Source organism: Pseudomonas sp. YL2, from assembly GCF_023063025.1.
Classification (GTDB): Bacteria; Pseudomonadota; Gammaproteobacteria; order Pseudomonadales; family Pseudomonadaceae; genus Aquipseudomonas; species Aquipseudomonas putida_A.
In genome coordinates, this window is record NZ_JAJSLU010000019.1 from 103,168 (window position 1) to 119,408 (window position 16,241).

A 16,241-nucleotide genomic window follows, 5' to 3' on the forward strand; every position below is an offset into this window, starting at 1 on the left:
CCGGGGTGAAGGTCTCTTTTTATCGAGATCAAAAAAAACCCCGCTTTCGCGGGGTTTCTTCATCAGGCCGGTTGCGCCTGCAAGCTCACAGGCTTGAGTGGCAACAGCGGCGCATGCGGATCGGCTTTCACCGAAGCGCGCCAGGCATCCAGCCACTCGTTGTGACCTTCGGCCCAGACCAGCTCGTGCAGACGCGCCAAGGCCACCGGATCGCTCAACAGTTGCAGGCGATCATGATTGCTCAGGGCTGCCGGACCCGCCTTCAGGGCGTGACGTACACGCTCCTGACGCAGCCATTCGATCGGCTCGGCCTGACCGTGACGGGCCGTCGCCAGCGAACACGCCAGGGCGTTCTGCTGCGGATCGACCACGGCGCGGATGAAGCCGTCGTTCAGTGCATGCCAGCGGTTTTCGTGGGTGTACTGGTCGGTCGCCAGCAGTGCCTGCGGCGGATTGTATTCCTCGGGGATGAGGAACAGGCTCTCGTCACGGGACTTCAGGCCCAGACCGACACGGCTGGAAATCACCGACACCGGGATCGACAGCATCAGCGAACCGACGATCGGCACCAGCCACCACAGGAAGCTCGGGTTCAGCCAGATCACCAGCAGCGCCCAGCAGAAGCCCAGCAGGGTCTGCGGACCGTGGCGCTTGACCGCCTCGCTCCAAGGCGTGGAGTCGTCGTCACGCTGTGGCGAGTTCCAGGTAGCGGCCCAGCCGAGGAACGCGGCGAGCACGAAACGGGTGTGGAAAATCATCCGCACCGGCGCCAGCAGCATGGAGAACAACATCTCCAGCAGCATCGACAGGGTCACTTTGAACTTGCCACCGAACTCTTTCGCGCCCTTGGCCCAGATCAGGATGATGCTCAACAGCTTCGGCAGGAACAGCAGCACGATGGTCGTCGAGAACAGCGCGATCGCCTTGTCCGGGTGCCATTGCGGCCACAGCGGATAAAGCTGACGCGGTTCCAGGAAATACTGCGGCTCCATCAGTGTGTTCACCGCCAGCAGCGCGGTCGACAACACCAGGAAGAAGAACCACAACGGCGCCGACAGGTACGACATCACGCCGGTCAGGAACACCGCGCGGTGCACCGGGTGCATGCCTTTGACCAGGAACAGGCGGAAGTTCATCAGGTTGCCGTGGCACCAGCGACGGTCACGCTTGAGCTCGTCGAGCAGGTTCGGCGGCAGTTCTTCGTAGCTGCCCGGCAGGTCGTAGGCAATCCACACGCCCCAACCGGCACGGCGCATCAGTGCGGCTTCAACGAAGTCGTGAGACAGAATCGCACCGGAGAACGCACCCTTGCCCGGCAACGGCGCCAGGGCGCAGTGGTCGATGAACGGCTTCATGCGGATGATCGCGTTGTGACCCCAGTAGTGGGATTCACCCAGCTGCCAGAAGTGCAGGCCGGCAGTGAACAGCGGACCGTACACGCGGGTAGCGAACTGCTGCATGCGCGCATACAGGGTATCCATGCCCGACGCACGCGGCGCGGTCTGGATGATCCCGGCGTCCGGCGTGGCTTCCATCAGGCGTACCAGACTGGTCAGGCACTCGCCGCTCATCACCGAGTCGGCGTCGAGCACGACCATGTACTTGTAGTCACCGCCCCAGCGACGGCAGAAGTCGTCGAGGTTGCCGCTCTTGCGTTTCACACGGCGGCGACGGCGGCGGTAGAAGATCTTGCCAAAGCCTTTGGCTTCGCGGCAGACGTCCAGCCAGGCCTGTTGCTCGGCGACGCAGATATCGGTGTCGTTACTGTCGCTGAGGACGAAGAAGTCGAAGCGATCCAGATCACCGGTAGCGGCGACCGACTCGAAGGTGGCGCGCAGACCGGCGAATACCCGGGGCACGTCTTCGTTGCAGATCGGCATCACCAGCGCGGTACGAGCGTCTTTCGGAATCGGCTCGTTGCCGGCACTTTTGCCGGAGATACGGTATTTATCGTGACCGGTGAGCAACTCGAGGAAGCCCATCAGTGCCGTCCAGAAACCGGCCGAGACCCAGCAGAACAGAATCCCGAACAGGATCAGGATGCTGGTCTGCAGCGCATACGGCAGCACTTGCGTGGCGGTTTGCAGCAGCGGCTGGTGCAGCACTTCGTCCAGATCGACGAACGACCAGCCCTGGTACGGCATGATGCCTTTCATGTACCAGCCGGCAACGATGGTCTGACCGAGCATCAGCAGCAACAGAATGTAACGTCGAATCGAACCAACCGTGCGCCAGCGCGCTGCCGGCAAGACGTTTTCGTCCTTCGGCGGCTGCGGCGGGTTGGTGCGCCCGGTCAGGCGGCGCCAGCCACGCACCAGAATATTGGTGCGCCAAGGCTCCGGCACGACTTTGGTCCGACGGATCGGCGGAGTCGCCTTCATGCTGACCCGACCGCTGGCGTCGAGCACCAGCATTTCCGCCTCTTCCAGCTCCTCGGCGGTGCTCAGGGTCAGGCGCTTGCCCACCGAAGCCTGGGCGGCTTCGGCAGGCGCGTCGAACGTCGGCGACGACAGACGCTGGTGCAGTTCGCTGAAGGACTGGCAGCCCGCGAGTTCCGCGCGCTGCTCGTCGGTCATCGGCAGATGCGCCAGATACTCGGACAGAGTCTCTGGCTGTACTTGAGAGTTACTCATCGGCAGGCAACTGATAGCTCCAGGTCTCGGTCAGGACTTCTTCAGTCGGTGCCGATTCCGGTGTGGCTGGGGCCGCGTTCGCAGCCGCTGGCTGCTTGGCGTCTTTGTTGGCCTTGTCCTTGGCATCTGCGGCTGGCTTGGCGTCGGCCTGTTTGGCCTCGGCTGCCTTGGCTTCCTTCTCGTCTTTCTCTTGTTGCTTGGCCGCGACCTTGTCCGCCTTGGCCACCGACGAGTTCGACGCCGGTACCGAAGACTTGGCCAGATCAGCGGTGACCACTGGCTGTACCAGGGCGGCCCGCATCTCGGTGGACTTGCTCGCGTCCTTGATCTTCATGCGCAGGGTCAGGCGCCAGCCCTTGGTTTCCGGGTTGTAACGCACGCTGTTCTCGACCAGTTCGGCGTTATCGCCAACGCTGACCTGACTGCGCACGTCGGCATCCGGGGCCAGAGCCGCCAACGATGGACCTTCGAAGTCGACCAGGTAGGCGACGCTGCCATCCGGTTGACGGATCAGGTTCGACTGCTTGACGTCACCGGTCGAGCGCAGGGTCTGCTTGACCCAGGCGCTGTCGGGGGCGTGAATCGCCGCTTCGTCCATGGTCCAGTGCAGGCGGTAGGCGAAGTCCAGCGGCTTGCCTGGCTCCGGCATGGTTTCCGGGCTCCAGAACGCAACGATGTTGTCGTTGGTTTCATCGGCGGTCGGAATCTCTACCAGATCAACGGTACCCTTGCCCCACTCGCCCTTCGGCTCGATCCAGGCGCTTGGGCGCTTGTCGTAGCGATCGTCGAGGTCTTCGTAGTGGCTGAAGTCGCGGCCACGCTGCAGCAGACCGAAACCACGCGGGTTCTCGACGCTGAAGTTGCTCACGGCCAGGTGTTTCGGGTTGTTCAGCGGACGCCAGATCCACTCGCCGTTGCCGGCATGGATCGACAGACCGCTGGAGTCGTGCAGTTCACGACGGTAGTTGAGGACTTTCGACGGCTGGTTGGCGCCGAACAGGAACATGCTGGTCAACGGTGCGATGCCCAGTTTGCCGACCTTGTCACGCAGGAACATCTGCGCCTTGACGTCGACAATGGTGTCGCTGCCCGGACGCAGGATCAGGCGATAGGCACCGGTGGCGCGCGGCGAATCAAGCAGGGCGAAGATCACCAGATGCTTGTCACCCGGCTTCGGCTGCTGAATCCAGAACTCGCGGAAACGCGGGAATTCTTCGCCCGACGGCAGTGCGGTGTCGATCGCCAGACCACGGGCCGACAGACCGTAAGTGTGACCCTTGCCGACGACGCGGAAGTAGCTCGCGCCGAGCATGGTCATGATTTCGTCTTGTTTGTCGGCCTTGTTGATCGGGTACAGCACACGGAAACCGGCGTAGCCCAGTTGTTCAGTGGCCTTCGGATCGAACTTGAGGTCGCCGAAATCGAAGCGGGTCGGATCGTATTTGATCTCTTCGACGGTGTTCGCCGTGATTTCGTTGATTTTCACCGGCGTGTCGAAGTGCATGCCCTGGTGATAGAAGGACAGCTTGAACGGTGTCTTCTGATCAGCCCACTCAGCCTTTTCGGTGAGGAAGCGGATTTTCTGATAATCCGCGAACTTCATGTCACGGAATTCGTTCGGCAGGTTGCTGCGCGGGGCTTCGAACTTCTGCCCGGCCAGCTCTTTAGCCTTGGCTGATACATCGTCAAGATTGAACGCCCAAAGCTGGCCGGCGCTGAGCAGGCACAGGAGCGCCGAGCCGGCTACCAGGGCACTTCGCATGCGTTTGGCAGACATTTTTGCTGCATTACAGGGACTAACAATCACGAGCAACCCTCGCCGAAAACAGATCAAAAAACCAACGGCCAGCTATCTATATGCCAGGTTGGCGAGCATTGTTCCGACTCCGCTGGGGCAAAATGATTCCCCAATCGGATCCAGACAAGTCTCTACCTAAGTCAAAAATGGAACAGCGAACGCTGATCCCCATAGCGCGCGATTATCTAGTAGCCCGCGTGACAACGCATCAGGGGTAACAAAGTATTTATCGCGAAAAACGCCTGTTTTCAGTCGAAAAGCCCTTGAAAAGCTGTTTCAAGCGCTTTCATGTCTGTAACAGGAAGGTTACCGGGCCATCGTTGACCAGGTGCACCTGCATATCCGCGCCGAATCTACCTGATGCCACAGTGCCATGCATCTGTTTCGCTTTGCTGAATAGATAGTCGAACAATTCCTCGCCCAATGCCGGAGGGGCCGCGGTCGAGAAACTCGGACGCAACCCGCTCTTGGTGTCGGCAGCGAGGGTGAACTGAGAGACCAGCAGCAACCCGCCACCGACATCCGCCAGGGACAGATTCATCTTGCCCTCGGCGTCACTGAATACCCGATAGTTAAGCAGCTTATGCAAAAGTTTGTCGGCGCTGGTACGGGTATCGTCGGGTTCGACCGCCACCAGCACCAGCAAACCCTGATCCACCGCGCCGACTGTCTCTCCCGCAACCTCTACCCGCGCACCGCGCACGCGCTGTAACAGCCCCTTCATGCTTCTTCGGGCGGCAGGTCGAGCAGGCGGCGGGCCATGTTGCTCGCGGCACGCACCAGCGCATCGGTGATGCCCGGTTCGGAGGCGGCGTGACCGGCGTCGCGAATCACCTGCAACTCGCTGTTCGGCCAGGCCTGATGCAACTCCCAGGCGTTGTCCAGCGGACAGATCACGTCGTAGCGACCGTGAATGATCACCCCTGGCAGATGGGCAATCTTGCCCATGTCGCGGATCAACTGATTCGGCTCAAGGAATGCGTTGTTGGTGAAGTAGTGACACTCGATCCGCGCGATCGACAGGGCGCGCTGCGGTTCGGAGAAACGGTCGACCACCAGCGGGTTCGGCCGCAGGGTCGCGGTGCGTCCTTCCCAAGTCGACCAGGCCTTGGCCGCGTGCATCTGAGCGATCTGATCGTTACCGACCAGGCGCTTGTGGAAGGCGCTGAGCAGATCGTCGCGCTCGTCCAGCGGGATTGGCGCGATGTAGTCCTGCCAGTAATCGGGAAACAGACGGCTGGCACCGGCCTGATAGAACCACTCGATTTCCTGCGGACGGCAGAGAAAGATCCCACGCAGGATCAGACCGTGTACGCGCTCCGGGTGGGTTTGCGCGTAGGCCAGCGCCAGGGTCGAACCCCACGAACCGCCGAACAGCACCCATTTATCAATGCCCAAGTGCTTGCGGATACGCTCAAGGTCAGCGACCAGATCCCAGGTGGTGTTGTTTTCCAGGCTCGCATGCGGGGTGGAGCGTCCGCAGCCGCGCTGGTCGAAGGTGACAATGCGATACAGGTTCGGATCGAAATAGCGACGGCTCTGCGCGTCGCAACCGGCACCCGGGCCGCCGTGGATGAACACCACCGGCAAGCCTTCCGGCGAGCCGCTTTCATCGACGTACAGCGTGTGGGTGTCATCGACAGCCAGATCGTGCCGGGCGTGGGGTTTGATCTGCGGAAACAATGTCTGCATTGCGCGCTCCGTAAGGGGTCGAGGTCATCCCTGGGGGGACTTCTATTATTCTGCCGTTCGGCATCATAAACCCGATTTACGTCAATGAGCATGCCCGTACGCAGTCACAATTTTTCTGCTGCATAGAAAACCTGTGGGAGCGGGCTTGCTCGCGAAAGCGCTATGTCATTCAACGCATATGTTGCCTGATGCGCCGCCTTCGCGAGCAAGCCCGCTCCCACAGTGGGTTATGCGGTGTAATGCGACTTTGCCCAGGCCAGATAGCCCTGCAGCAACTCCTTGAGCACCACCCGCGTCGGCTCTGCCAGATCGGCGCGGTAGCGGAACGGTTCGAACTCTTCCATGTAGGTGCTCTGGCACAGCTCCAGTTGCACGGCGTGGATGTTCTCGGCCGGGTTGCCGTAATGGCGGGTGATGTGGCCGCCCTTGAAGCGTCCGTTGAGCACGTGGCTGAAGTTGCCGTGGCGTGCGCAAATGGCTTCGAGCTGTCCAGCAAGCTGTGGATCGCAACTGGCGCCGTTGAAGGTGCCAAGGTTGAAATCCGGCAGTTTGCCGTCGAACAGGTGCGGGATGATCGAACGGATCGAATGCGCGTCGAACAGCAGCGCATAGCCGAACTCGGCCTTCAGCCGCGCCAGCTCTTGTTGCAGGGTGCGGTGATACGGCGTCCAGACCTGTTCCAGGTAGGTCGCGCGCTCTGCTTTCGAGGGCTCGTGCCCTTCGCGGAACAGCGGAATGCCATCGAACAGCGTCGCCGGGTACAGGCCTGTGGTGGCGCCGACATACAACGGCTTGTCATCGGACGGACGGTTAAGGTCGATGACGAACCGCGAGTACTCGGCGGCCAACGTGCTGACGCCCAACTCCTCGGCAAAATCGTAGAGCTGCGGAATGTGCCAGTCGGTGTCCGGCAGGCTTTTCGCGTCCGCGATCAGCCCGGCTTCGACCGCTGGCGTCAGGCGCACGCCGGCATGCGGCATGCTGATCAGCAGCGGTACGCGACCTTGTTTGAAACTCAGAACCTTATCCACAACCGCTCTCCTACAGACTTGATTCGACGCCGTGACGCACGACGCGTTTGTCCAGATCACCACCGAGCCAATAGGCCAGATCCGCCGGACGATCGATGTGCCAGGCGACGAAATCCGCGACCTTGCCGACTTCCAGCGAACCGTGGGTATCAGCCATGCCCAGCGCTTGCGCGGCGTGAATGGTCGCGCCGGCCAGGGCTTCTTCCGGGGTCATGCGGAAGCAGGTGCAGGCCATGTTCAGCATCAGGCGCAACGACAGCGCCGGCGAGGTGCCGGGGTTGAGGTCACTGGCGATAGCGATCTTGACCTTGTGCTTGCGCAGGGCGTCCATCGGCGGCAGCTGGGTTTCGCGCAGGAAGTAGAACGCCCCCGGCAGCAACACCGCGACGGTGTCGGACTTGGCCATGGCGATGGCGTCGTCTTCGTCCATGAACTCCAGATGGTCGGCAGACAACGCGTGATACCGTGCGGCCAGACTGGAGCCATGCAGCGACGACAATTGCTCGGCATGCAGCTTCACCGGCAGGCCGAGTTTTTGTGCGGTGATGAACACCCGCTCGACCTGCTCCGGCGAGAACGCCAGGTACTCGCAAAACGCATCCACCGCATCGACCAGCCCTTCGGCGGCCAATGCCGGGAGCATCTCGGCGCAGATGTGCTCGATGTAGTCGTCAGCGCGATCCTTGTACTCCGGCGGCAGCGCGTGGGCGGCCAGACAGGTACTGCGCACGCTGATCGGCAGCTCCTTGGCCAGGCGACGAATGACCCGCAGGATCTTGCGTTCGCTGGCCAGATCGAGACCGTAGCCGGACTTCATCTCGACCGTGGTCACGCCGTCGCGCATCAGGCTTTTCAGACGCTTGGCGGCGCTGGCGAACAGCTCGTATTCGCTCGCTTCACGGGTGGCGCGCACGGTGCTGGCAATGCCGCCGCCCTGCGCCGCGATCTCGGCATAGCTGACGCCTTGCAGACGCTTCTCGAATTCGCCGCTGCGGTTGCCGCCGAACACCGTGTGGGTGTGGCAGTCGATCAGGCCCGGGGTCACCCACGCGCCTTGCAGATCGTTGACCGCCGGGTATTCACCGGACGGCAGCAGATTGCGCGGACCGATCCACTCGATGTGCGCACCGGACGTCACAATGGCCGCATCCTCGATGATCGAGTAGACGCCCTGCGCCATGGTTGCGACGTGGCAGTGTTGCCAGAGGGTTTTCATCCCTTAGTCTCCACAGTATTCAAAATCGATTTCGCGAGCAGGGTCGCTCCCACAGTTGAAATGCATTCTCCTGTGGGAGCGGGCCTGCTCGCGAAGGGGCCATTACAGGCTAGGCAGCAATTTCGCCGGGACCAATTCCCTCAAGCAGCGCGAAGCCAACAACTCGGTCGCCGCATTGATGTCCGGCGCAAAGAAGCGGTCCTTCTCATAGAACGGCACTTCCTTGCGCAGAATCGCCCGCGCCTGCTCCAGCTTGGCCGAAGTCTTCAGACCGTTACGCAGATCCAGCCCCTGCACCGCCGCCAGCCATTCCACCGCGAGAATCCCGCGGGTGTTCTCGGCCATTTCCCACAGGCGCTTGCCGGCGGCCGGAGCCATCGACACGTGGTCTTCCTGGTTGGCCGAGGTCGGCAGGCTGTCGACCGAATGCGGATGGGACAGCGCCTTGTTCTCGCTGGCCAGTGCTGCGGCGGTCACCTGAGCGATCATGAAGCCGGAGTTGACCCCGCCATTGGCCACCAGGAACGGCGGCAGTTGCGACATGTGCTTGTCCATCATCAGCGAGATACGGCGTTCGCTCAGCGAGCCGATTTCAGCGATGGCCAAGGCCATGTTGTCGGCGGCCATGGCCACCGGCTCGGCGTGGAAGTTGCCACCGGAAATCACATCGCCTTCAGCGGCGAACACCAACGGGTTGTCGGACACCGCGTTGGCTTCGACCACCAGCACATCGGCGGCCTGACGGAACTGGGTCAGGCAGGCGCCCATGACTTGTGGCTGGCAACGCAAGGAGTACGGGTCCTGAACCTTCTCGCAGTTCTGGTGCGAATCGGACACTTCGCTGCGCTCGCCGAGCAGATCGCGATATGCGACTGCAGCATCGATCTGGCCTTTCTGGCCACGAGCGGCGTGAATACGTGCGTCGAACGGCGAGCGCGAACCGAGCACCGCCTCAACCGTCAGACCGCCGATTGCCAGCGCACCGGCAAACAGGTCTTCACCTTCAAACAGACCGCGTAGGGCAAATGCAGTGGACACCTGAGTACCGTTGAGCAGCGCCAGACCTTCTTTCGCCGCCAGGGTCAGCGGGGTCAGACCGGCGACTTTCAGCGCTTCGGTGGCTTCCATCCACTCGCCCTTGTAACGCGCCTTGCCTTCGCCCAGCAGCACCAGCGACATGTGCGCCAATGGCGCGAGGTCACCGGATGCACCCACCGAACCTTTGAGCGGAATGTGCGGATAAACCTCGGCGTTGATCAACGCGATCAGCGCGTCGATCACCACGCGGCGGATGCCGGAGAAACCACGGCTGAGGCTGTTGACCTTGAGCACCATTATCAGCCGCACCAGCTCATCGCTGATCGGCTGGCCGACGCCGGCGGCGTGGGACAGCACCAGAGAACGCTGCAGGTTTTCCAGGTCTTCGCTGGCGATGCGGGTCGAAGCCAGCAGGCCGAAACCGGTGTTGATGCCGTAGGCAGTGCGGTTCTCGGCAAGGATCTGCTCGACGCAAGCGACGCTGGCCTCGATCTGCGCCGCAGCACTGTGGTCGAGGGTCAGCTTGACCGGTTGCTGATAGACATCACGCAGTTGGGCCAGGCTCAGTTGGCCGGGAATCAGGTTCAGCGCAGTCATTAAAATGCTCCTTTTGAACATTGTTATTAACTACCAGTCGCTCCGGAGCATTCCGTTATCCGTCGTTTCTCGTCTTGTGGACGATCCGCGCCTTGGCACGCTGGTATGGGTAGTTGTCAGTGCAGATTCGGTAATACGTTGTGCAGCGCATTCGGGTTTTTCAGCACGCTGGCGGCGGCGGCGATATCCGGCGCCAGCCAGCGATCCTGATCGTAGGCCGGGACGGTTTCCCGCAGCAGACGCCACGCCCGATCAGTGCCCGCGCCAAAGCGCTGCTCCTTGAGGAATTCAAAGGCCTGTGCCGCCAGCAGGTACTCGATGGCGAGGATCTGCGTGCAGTTTTCCAGGGCGCGGTGCAGCTTCAGTGCAGCGCTGGTGCCCATGCTCAGGTGGTCTTCCTGCAGGCCCGAGGTGACGTAGTTGTCGAGCACCGCCGGCTGCGCCAATTGGCGGTTCTCGGCACATAGCGAAGCGGCGACGTATTGCACGATCATCATTCCGGAGTTCACCCCCGGATTGGCCACCAGAAACGCCGGCAGACCGCTGACGTGCGGGTTGACCAGACGATCGAGGCGGCGCTCGGCAATCGAGCCGATTTCAGCCATGGCAATCGCCAGCAGATCCGCCGCCATCGCCACTGACTGACCGTGCGGGTTGGCCTGCGACATCACCCGGAAGTTGTACGGCGTGCCCAGCAGCAACGGGTTATCGGTGCAACCGTTGAGCTCGGCCTCGACCTGTTTGATCGCGTGCTCCAGTTGGTCGCGCGCCGCACCGTGTACCTGCGGGATCGAACGGATGCTCAGCGCATCCTGAGTGCGAATGCCTTTGCTGGTCGCGATCACTTCACTGCCATCGAGCAAGGCGCGCAGGTTGCTACCGACCTGCTGCATGCCGGGGTGCGGCTTGAGCGCGATGATCTCGGCATCGAACGCGGCGATCTGCCCGCGCTGCGCTTCGAAACTCATGGCGCCGATCACATCGGCCCATTGCACCAGACGCGTCGCGTCGGCAATCGCCAGGCAGCTGAGGCCGGTCATGCACGGCGTACCGTTGACCAGGCACAAGCCGTCCTTCGCCCCGAGCTGCACCGGTTGCAGGCCTTCTTCGGCCAGCGCCTGTTGCGCGGAAGTGATCTGCCCGCGATAGCTGACATTGCCCACGCCCAGCAGCGCGATGCCGATGTGCGCCATGTGCGTCAGGTAACCCACCGAACCTTGCGACGGAACCTGCGGGGTGATGCCGCGATTGAGCAGCGCCAGCAACGCTTCGACCACCCGCCGGTGAATGCCGGATTTGCCGTGGCTGTAGTTGTGGATTGCGGCGCAGATGATCGCGCGGGTCTGCTCATCAGGCAGCACCGGGCCGACGCCGCAGGCGTGGCTGAGCAAGGTGTTGCGTGAGAGCTGGCTGAGCTGTTCGTCCTTCAGCGAGACGTTGGACAAACCACCCAGACCGGTGTTGACGCCATAGGCACGCTCGCCGCTTTCGACGATGCGCTGAACGATGGCCTGAGCGTTTTCGATGCGCGCCCAGGTCTCGCTCGACAGCTCCAGTTGCGCGCCGTGACGGGCGACGGCGACCACGTCCTGCCAACGCAGGGGGTTGCCGGTGATGATGATTTTTTCAGCCTGGGACATCTAAAACCTCATGCCAATTCTGTTGATACACCAACTGTGGCGAGGGAGCTTGCTCCCGCTGGACTGCGAAGCAGGCCCAAAATTTTTGCGACCGCTGCGCGCTCGAGCGGGAGCAAGCTCCCTCGCCACAAAAGCAGTCTCACCCTTAGTCCACTAAACCACCGCCGCCCGCCGCTGCACGAACCGGTCAACATACTCGTCTGCCGGCGAATGCAGGATCTCTCTTGGCGTGCCAACCTGAATCAGGCGGCCATCCTTGAGGATCGCAATGCGGTTGCCGATACGCACGGCCTCGTCGAGGTCGTGAGTGATGAAGACGATGGTCTTGTGCAGGGTCTTTTGCAGCTCCAGCAACTGGTCCTGCATCTCGGCGCGGATCAGCGGATCCAGCGCACTGAACGCTTCGTCCATCAGGATGATGTCGGTGTCCGCCGCCAGTGCCCGGGCCAGGCCCACGCGCTGGCGCATGCCGCCGGAGAGCTGGTGCGGGTATTTGTTTTCGTAGCCTTTGAGGCCCACGGTGTTGATCCAGTGCAACGCGCGTTCAGCGCACAGTTGCTTGCTTTCACCGCGCACTTTCAGGCCGTAGGCGACGTTCTCGATCACGGTCTTGTGCGGCAGCAGGCCGAAGCTCTGGAACACCATGCTGATCTTGTGCCGGCGAAATTCGCGCAGCGCTTCCATGTCGTATTGCAGGATGTCCACGCCGTCGACCAGGATCGCGCCGCTGGTGGGGTCGATCAGGCGATTGAAGTGGCGCACCAGGGTCGATTTGCCGGAGCCGGACAGGCCCATGATCACGAAGATCTCGCCAGTGCCGATGCTCAGCGACAGGTCGTTGACCCCGACCACGCAACCGGTTTCGTTCAGCACCTGATCCTTGGTCTTGCCCTGGCCGACCATCGCCAGTGCGTCCTTGGCACGGTTGCCGAAAATCTTGAAGACGTTTTTGACTTCGATCTTGCTCACGGTTGCGTTATTCATTTGCTCACCTCATGCCGTGGCCGACCGTACGCCTGAGTAATACGGTCGATGACCACCGCGAGAATCACGATCGCCAGACCGGCTTCGAGGCCGCGTCCGACGTTGAGGGTCTGAATCCCCACCAGCACATCTTCACCCAGGCCACGGGCGCCGATCATCGAGGCGATCACCACCATCGACAGGGCCATCATGGTGGTCTGGTTGATCCCGGCCATGATGCTTGGCAGGGCCAGCGGCAGTTGCACGCCGAACAGTTGCTGCCAGCGGTTGGCACCGAAAGCGTTGATCGCTTCCATCACTTCCCCGTCGACCTGGCGGATGCCCAGATCGGTCAGGCGGATCAGCGGCGGCGCGGCGTAGATCACCGTGGCGAAAATCGCCGGGACCTTGCCCAGACCGAACAGCATCAGCACCGGGATCAGGTACACGAAACTCGGCATGGTCTGCATGATGTCGAGCAGCGGCATCAGCACCGAACGCAGGCGGTTGCTGCGCGCCGAAAGGATCCCCAGCGGAATGCCGATCAGCACCGAAATGATCGTCGCGACCATCATCAGCGCCAGGGTCTGCATGAGTTTGTCCCACAGGCCGACAGCACCGACGAGGAACAGCAGACCGACGATGACAGCGGTGGTCAGCACTTTGCGCGTGGCGTGCCAGGCGACGACGCCGACGATCGCCAGCATCAACCACCACGGCGCCGCACGCAGCAGGCCTTCGAGGTTGACGATGGCCCACAGCAGCGTGTCCGAGATGTGGCGGAACACATCACCGTAGTTGGTGACCAGCGAATCGACCCAACCGTTGACCCAGTCGGCGATGGAAAAGGTAAAGCTTTCGGGAAACATAAGCGGCTCTCAATCAGAAATCTCAATCAAGCGATTTACGGCATATCTCCCGGCCAGCCTCACGGTTGACCGGGAGGTATCGACCTACAGCGCCGCGTCGATTTTCTTGGCTGCGTCGTCACTGACCCACGCATGCCAGACTTCAGGATGTTCCTTGAGGAAGATTTTCGCCAGTTTTGGCGACTCGATACGTTCCTTCGCCATGCGGCCCAGGTTCTGGTTCAGCAGGTCGATCGGCAGGTTGACCTTTTCCAGCACGGCCACCAGTTCCGGCGCTTGTTCGTGGAAGGTTTTCGACAGGCCGACCTTGATGCTCACGCTTTTGTCGACGCCCGGTTTTTCTTCCAGCTTGACCGCGTCGATCTGGCCCATCAGCGGGGTTGGTGACCAGTAATAGAACAGGATCGGCTCGCCACGCTTGTAGCTCGACAGCACCGCCGCATCCAGGGCCGGGCCGGTGCCCGGGCGGAAGTTGGTGTAGCTGTTTTCCAAGCCGTAGCTTTTGAGCATTTCGCTGTTGTCCAGCTCGCAGGTCCAGCCCGCCGGGCAGTTGTAGAAACGGCCCTTGGACGGCTCTTCGGCGTCTTTGAAAACGGCCGCGTATTTGCCCAGATCGGCGATGTTTTTCAGGTCCGGGGCTTTTGCCTCGATCTTGCGTTTGGCGTCGCCTTCGATCACGTAGCGCGGCACGTACCAGCCTTCGATAGCGCCGACGATCGGGGCGCCGACACCGACGACCTTGCCGGCCTTCTCGGCCTTGTTCCAGACTTCGCTGCGGCCGACCCATTCTTCGGCGAACACTTGAATGTCGTTGCTGCTCAGGGCGTTTTCCATGGTGATGGAGTTACCCGGCAGGCTGTCGGTCTTGCAGTCGTAACCTTTCTCCAGCACCACTTGCAGCACGTCGGTCAGCAGCATGCCGCTTTCCCAGTTCAGACCGGCGAATTTCACCGGTTTACCGGACTCGCACCAACCGGCTGCCTGAGTGGCACCGGCACTGGCCAGCAGGCCCATGGACAACAGTGTGGTGAGCAGGGTCTTGTTCGATTTCATTGTTGCGACGCTCCTAATCATGAATTGGCTTACGGCAGTCAAGAGGCATCCAGCCCTGTCCACGTCCAATCAGGCCTGCGCCGCAGCGCGCCCGGCCCCACTTTTTTCAGGTGGTACAACGCTGTTCTGCTCGACCGGCAGAATCAGTTGATCAGGCACCGAGCCGTGCCATTTTTTTGCGCACACGTAATAGAGGGCAGCAGGCAGCACCAGACCGATGATCCAGGAGATATCCACGTCACCGAGGGCGGCCACCAGCGGGCCGGTGTAGAACTTGGTGGAGATGAACGGCAGTTGCACCAGCACGCCGAACACATAGACGCTGATCCCGAGCAGATTCCAGCGGCCATAGCGACCGTTCGGATCGGCCAGCGCCGGCACGTCATAGCGCTCGCGGGTGATGCAGTAGTAGTCGACCAGGTTGATCGCGCTCCATGGCGTGAAGAACGCCAGCAGGAACAGGATGAACGACTTGAACGCACCGAGGAACGAGTGCTGACCGAGCAAGGCGATCAGGGTGGCGGCGCCGACGATCACCAGCACGAACACCAGACGCTGCATACGCGTAACGGTCAGGTGCCCTTTGAAACCACTGATGATGGTGGCGATGCACATGAAGCTGCCGTAGGAGTTCAGCGTCGAGATGGTCACCTTGCCGAACGCGATGCTGAAGTACAGCAGCGCGGCGGTGGCACCAGTGCCACCCAGCCCGACGATGTAGGCCACTTCGTGACCGGCAAACTGGCCGTTGGCCGAGGCCGCGGCGAATACGCCGAGGACCATCGCCACCTGCGCACCGATGACCGAACCGGCGCCAGCGGCAAAGAAGGTTTTCACCGAGGAAATCTTGCTCGGCAGGTAACGCGAATAGTCAGCCACATAAGGGCCGAACGCGATCTGCCAGGACGCCGCGAGCGACACCGCCAGCAGGAAGCTGCTCCAGCTGAAGTGGCGGATCTGCAACAGCGCGCCCACGTCCACCTGGCTCAGCAGACGGCTGAACAGATACACGAAGGCAATCACGCCGATGACACTGGCAACCCGGCCGATCCAGTGGATCACCCGATAACCGAGCACCGTGACCACCACGATGACACTGGCGAACAGCAGGATGCCAACCGTGTCGCTGACGCCAAACAACTGGCCCAGCGCCTGGCCGGAAAGCACCGTACCGGTGGCGGTGAAACCCAGGTACATCAGGCACACCAGCACGATCGGGATCGCCGCGCCGTAGACGCCGAATTGCACGCGGCTGGAAATCATCTGCGGCAGGCCCAGTTTCGGCCCTTGCGCCGCATGCAGCGCCATCACGCCACCGCCCAGCAGTTGACCGATCAACAGACCGATCAACGACCAGAACACATCACCGCCCAGCACCACGGCCAGGGCCCCGGTGACAATCGCAGTGATTTGCAGATTCGCACCCATCCACAGAGTGAACTGGCTCAACAGACGACCGTGTCTTTCCGCTTCCGGGATGTAGTCGATCGAACGCCTTTCGATCAACGGTTTGTTGCCTGCACGATCGGGGGTTACAGCCATGATTCAACCTCTGTGGATTGTTATTCGAGTTCACTGAGCGTCTTGCGCGGGCGGCTTTTGGTGGGAGCGGGCTTGCTCGCGAAGGGGCCGGCACATTCGAAACATGTGCTGACTGATCCAACGCGTTCGTGAGCAAGCCCACTCCCACCAAAAGCATTTCCCACAGAAT

Annotated in this window: 12 protein-coding genes; all 12 read right to left on the bottom strand. The window is 61.6% G+C overall.

What is annotated here, in order from left to right; translation table 11 throughout:
* Positions 1 to 62: 62 nt before the first annotated feature.
* The 12 genes from mdoH to LVD08_RS23235 all read right to left on the bottom strand — a co-directional run bounded on the left by mdoH (position 63) and on the right by LVD08_RS23235 (position 16,072).
* Positions 63 to 2,633 carry a glucans biosynthesis glucosyltransferase MdoH gene (mdoH, locus tag LVD08_RS23180; RefSeq protein ID WP_247269357.1) on the bottom strand — a complete coding sequence of 857 codons (2,571 nt, stop codon included), beginning with the start codon at positions 2,631 to 2,633 and terminating at the stop codon, positions 63 to 65.
* Positions 2,626 to 4,410, bottom strand: a complete 1,785-nt coding sequence (locus tag LVD08_RS23185; RefSeq protein WP_167734086.1) for a glucan biosynthesis protein G — start codon at positions 4,408 to 4,410, stop codon at positions 2,626 to 2,628. Before LVD08_RS23185 ends, mdoH begins: the two co-directional genes overlap by 8 nt.
* 307 nt (positions 4,411 to 4,717) lie before the next feature.
* Entirely contained in the window at positions 4,718 to 5,155 is a 438-nt protein-coding gene (dtd, locus tag LVD08_RS23190) for a D-aminoacyl-tRNA deacylase (RefSeq protein WP_098966789.1), read from the bottom strand.
* Positions 5,152 to 6,123 carry a prolyl aminopeptidase gene (gene pip / locus LVD08_RS23195; protein ID WP_003220824.1) on the bottom strand — a complete coding sequence of 324 codons (972 nt, stop codon included), beginning with the start codon at positions 6,121 to 6,123 and terminating at the stop codon, positions 5,152 to 5,154. The genes dtd and pip overlap by 4 nt, the downstream gene beginning before the upstream one ends.
* 227 nt (positions 6,124 to 6,350) lie before the next feature.
* Positions 6,351 to 7,154 carry an N-formylglutamate deformylase gene (gene hutG / locus LVD08_RS23200; protein ID WP_247269358.1) on the bottom strand — a complete coding sequence of 268 codons (804 nt, stop codon included), beginning with the start codon at positions 7,152 to 7,154 and terminating at the stop codon, positions 6,351 to 6,353.
* Positions 7,155 to 7,164: 10 nt separating this feature from the next.
* On the bottom strand, positions 7,165 to 8,370 hold the full coding sequence (gene hutI / locus LVD08_RS23205) for an imidazolonepropionase (RefSeq protein ID WP_247269359.1): 1,206 nt from the start codon (positions 8,368 to 8,370) through the stop codon (positions 7,165 to 7,167).
* Between the two features lie 102 nt (positions 8,371 to 8,472).
* Positions 8,473 to 10,005 (bottom strand): histidine ammonia-lyase, encoded by a 1,533-nt coding sequence (gene hutH / locus LVD08_RS23210; protein WP_247269360.1) that lies wholly within the window; start codon positions 10,003 to 10,005, stop codon positions 8,473 to 8,475.
* A gap of 116 nt (positions 10,006 to 10,121) precedes the next feature.
* A complete protein-coding gene (gene hutH / locus LVD08_RS23215; protein WP_247269361.1) occupies positions 10,122 to 11,645 on the bottom strand; it encodes a histidine ammonia-lyase in 1,524 nt (507 codons plus the stop codon).
* Between the two features lie 153 nt (positions 11,646 to 11,798).
* Positions 11,799 to 12,629 carry a quaternary amine ABC transporter ATP-binding protein gene (locus LVD08_RS23220; protein ID WP_047601084.1) on the bottom strand — a complete coding sequence of 277 codons (831 nt, stop codon included), beginning with the start codon at positions 12,627 to 12,629 and terminating at the stop codon, positions 11,799 to 11,801.
* Positions 12,626 to 13,477: an ABC transporter permease gene (locus LVD08_RS23225; protein ID WP_027611284.1), complete on the bottom strand. Its 852-nt coding sequence runs from the start codon at positions 13,475 to 13,477 to the stop codon at positions 12,626 to 12,628. Before LVD08_RS23225 ends, LVD08_RS23220 begins: the two co-directional genes overlap by 4 nt.
* Positions 13,478 to 13,561: 84 nt before the next feature.
* Positions 13,562 to 14,530, bottom strand: coding sequence for an ABC transporter substrate-binding protein (locus tag LVD08_RS23230; protein WP_134785230.1), 969 nt, complete (start codon positions 14,528 to 14,530; stop codon positions 13,562 to 13,564).
* Positions 14,531 to 14,599: 69 nt separating this feature from the next.
* Positions 14,600 to 16,072 (bottom strand): purine-cytosine permease family protein, encoded by a 1,473-nt coding sequence (locus LVD08_RS23235; RefSeq protein WP_103368322.1) that lies wholly within the window; start codon positions 16,070 to 16,072, stop codon positions 14,600 to 14,602.
* Between the last annotated feature and the right edge of the window lie 169 nt (positions 16,073 to 16,241).

Coding starts and splice junctions, on each gene's coding strand:
- dtd (WP_098966789.1), bottom strand. CDS start 5,155: ATGAAGGGGCTGTTACAGCGCGTGCGCGGTGCGCGGGTAGAGGTTGCG.
- hutI (WP_247269359.1), bottom strand. CDS start 8,370: ATGAAAACCCTCTGGCAACACTGCCACGTCGCAACCATGGCGCAGGGC.
- pip (WP_003220824.1), bottom strand. CDS start 6,123: ATGCAGACATTGTTTCCGCAGATCAAACCCCACGCCCGGCACGATCTG.
- LVD08_RS23230 (WP_134785230.1), bottom strand. CDS start 14,530: ATGAAATCGAACAAGACCCTGCTCACCACACTGTTGTCCATGGGCCTG.
- LVD08_RS23225 (WP_027611284.1), bottom strand. CDS start 13,477: ATGTTTCCCGAAAGCTTTACCTTTTCCATCGCCGACTGGGTCAACGGT.
- LVD08_RS23220 (WP_047601084.1), bottom strand. CDS start 12,629: ATGAATAACGCAACCGTGAGCAAGATCGAAGTCAAAAACGTCTTCAAG.
- mdoH (WP_247269357.1), bottom strand. CDS start 2,633: ATGAGTAACTCTCAAGTACAGCCAGAGACTCTGTCCGAGTATCTGGCG.
- hutH (WP_247269360.1), bottom strand. CDS start 10,005: ATGACTGCGCTGAACCTGATTCCCGGCCAACTGAGCCTGGCCCAACTG.
- hutH (WP_247269361.1), bottom strand. CDS start 11,645: ATGTCCCAGGCTGAAAAAATCATCATCACCGGCAACCCCCTGCGTTGG.
- LVD08_RS23235 (WP_103368322.1), bottom strand. CDS start 16,072: ATGGCTGTAACCCCCGATCGTGCAGGCAACAAACCGTTGATCGAAAGG.
- LVD08_RS23185 (WP_167734086.1), bottom strand. CDS start 4,410: ATGTCTGCCAAACGCATGCGAAGTGCCCTGGTAGCCGGCTCGGCGCTC.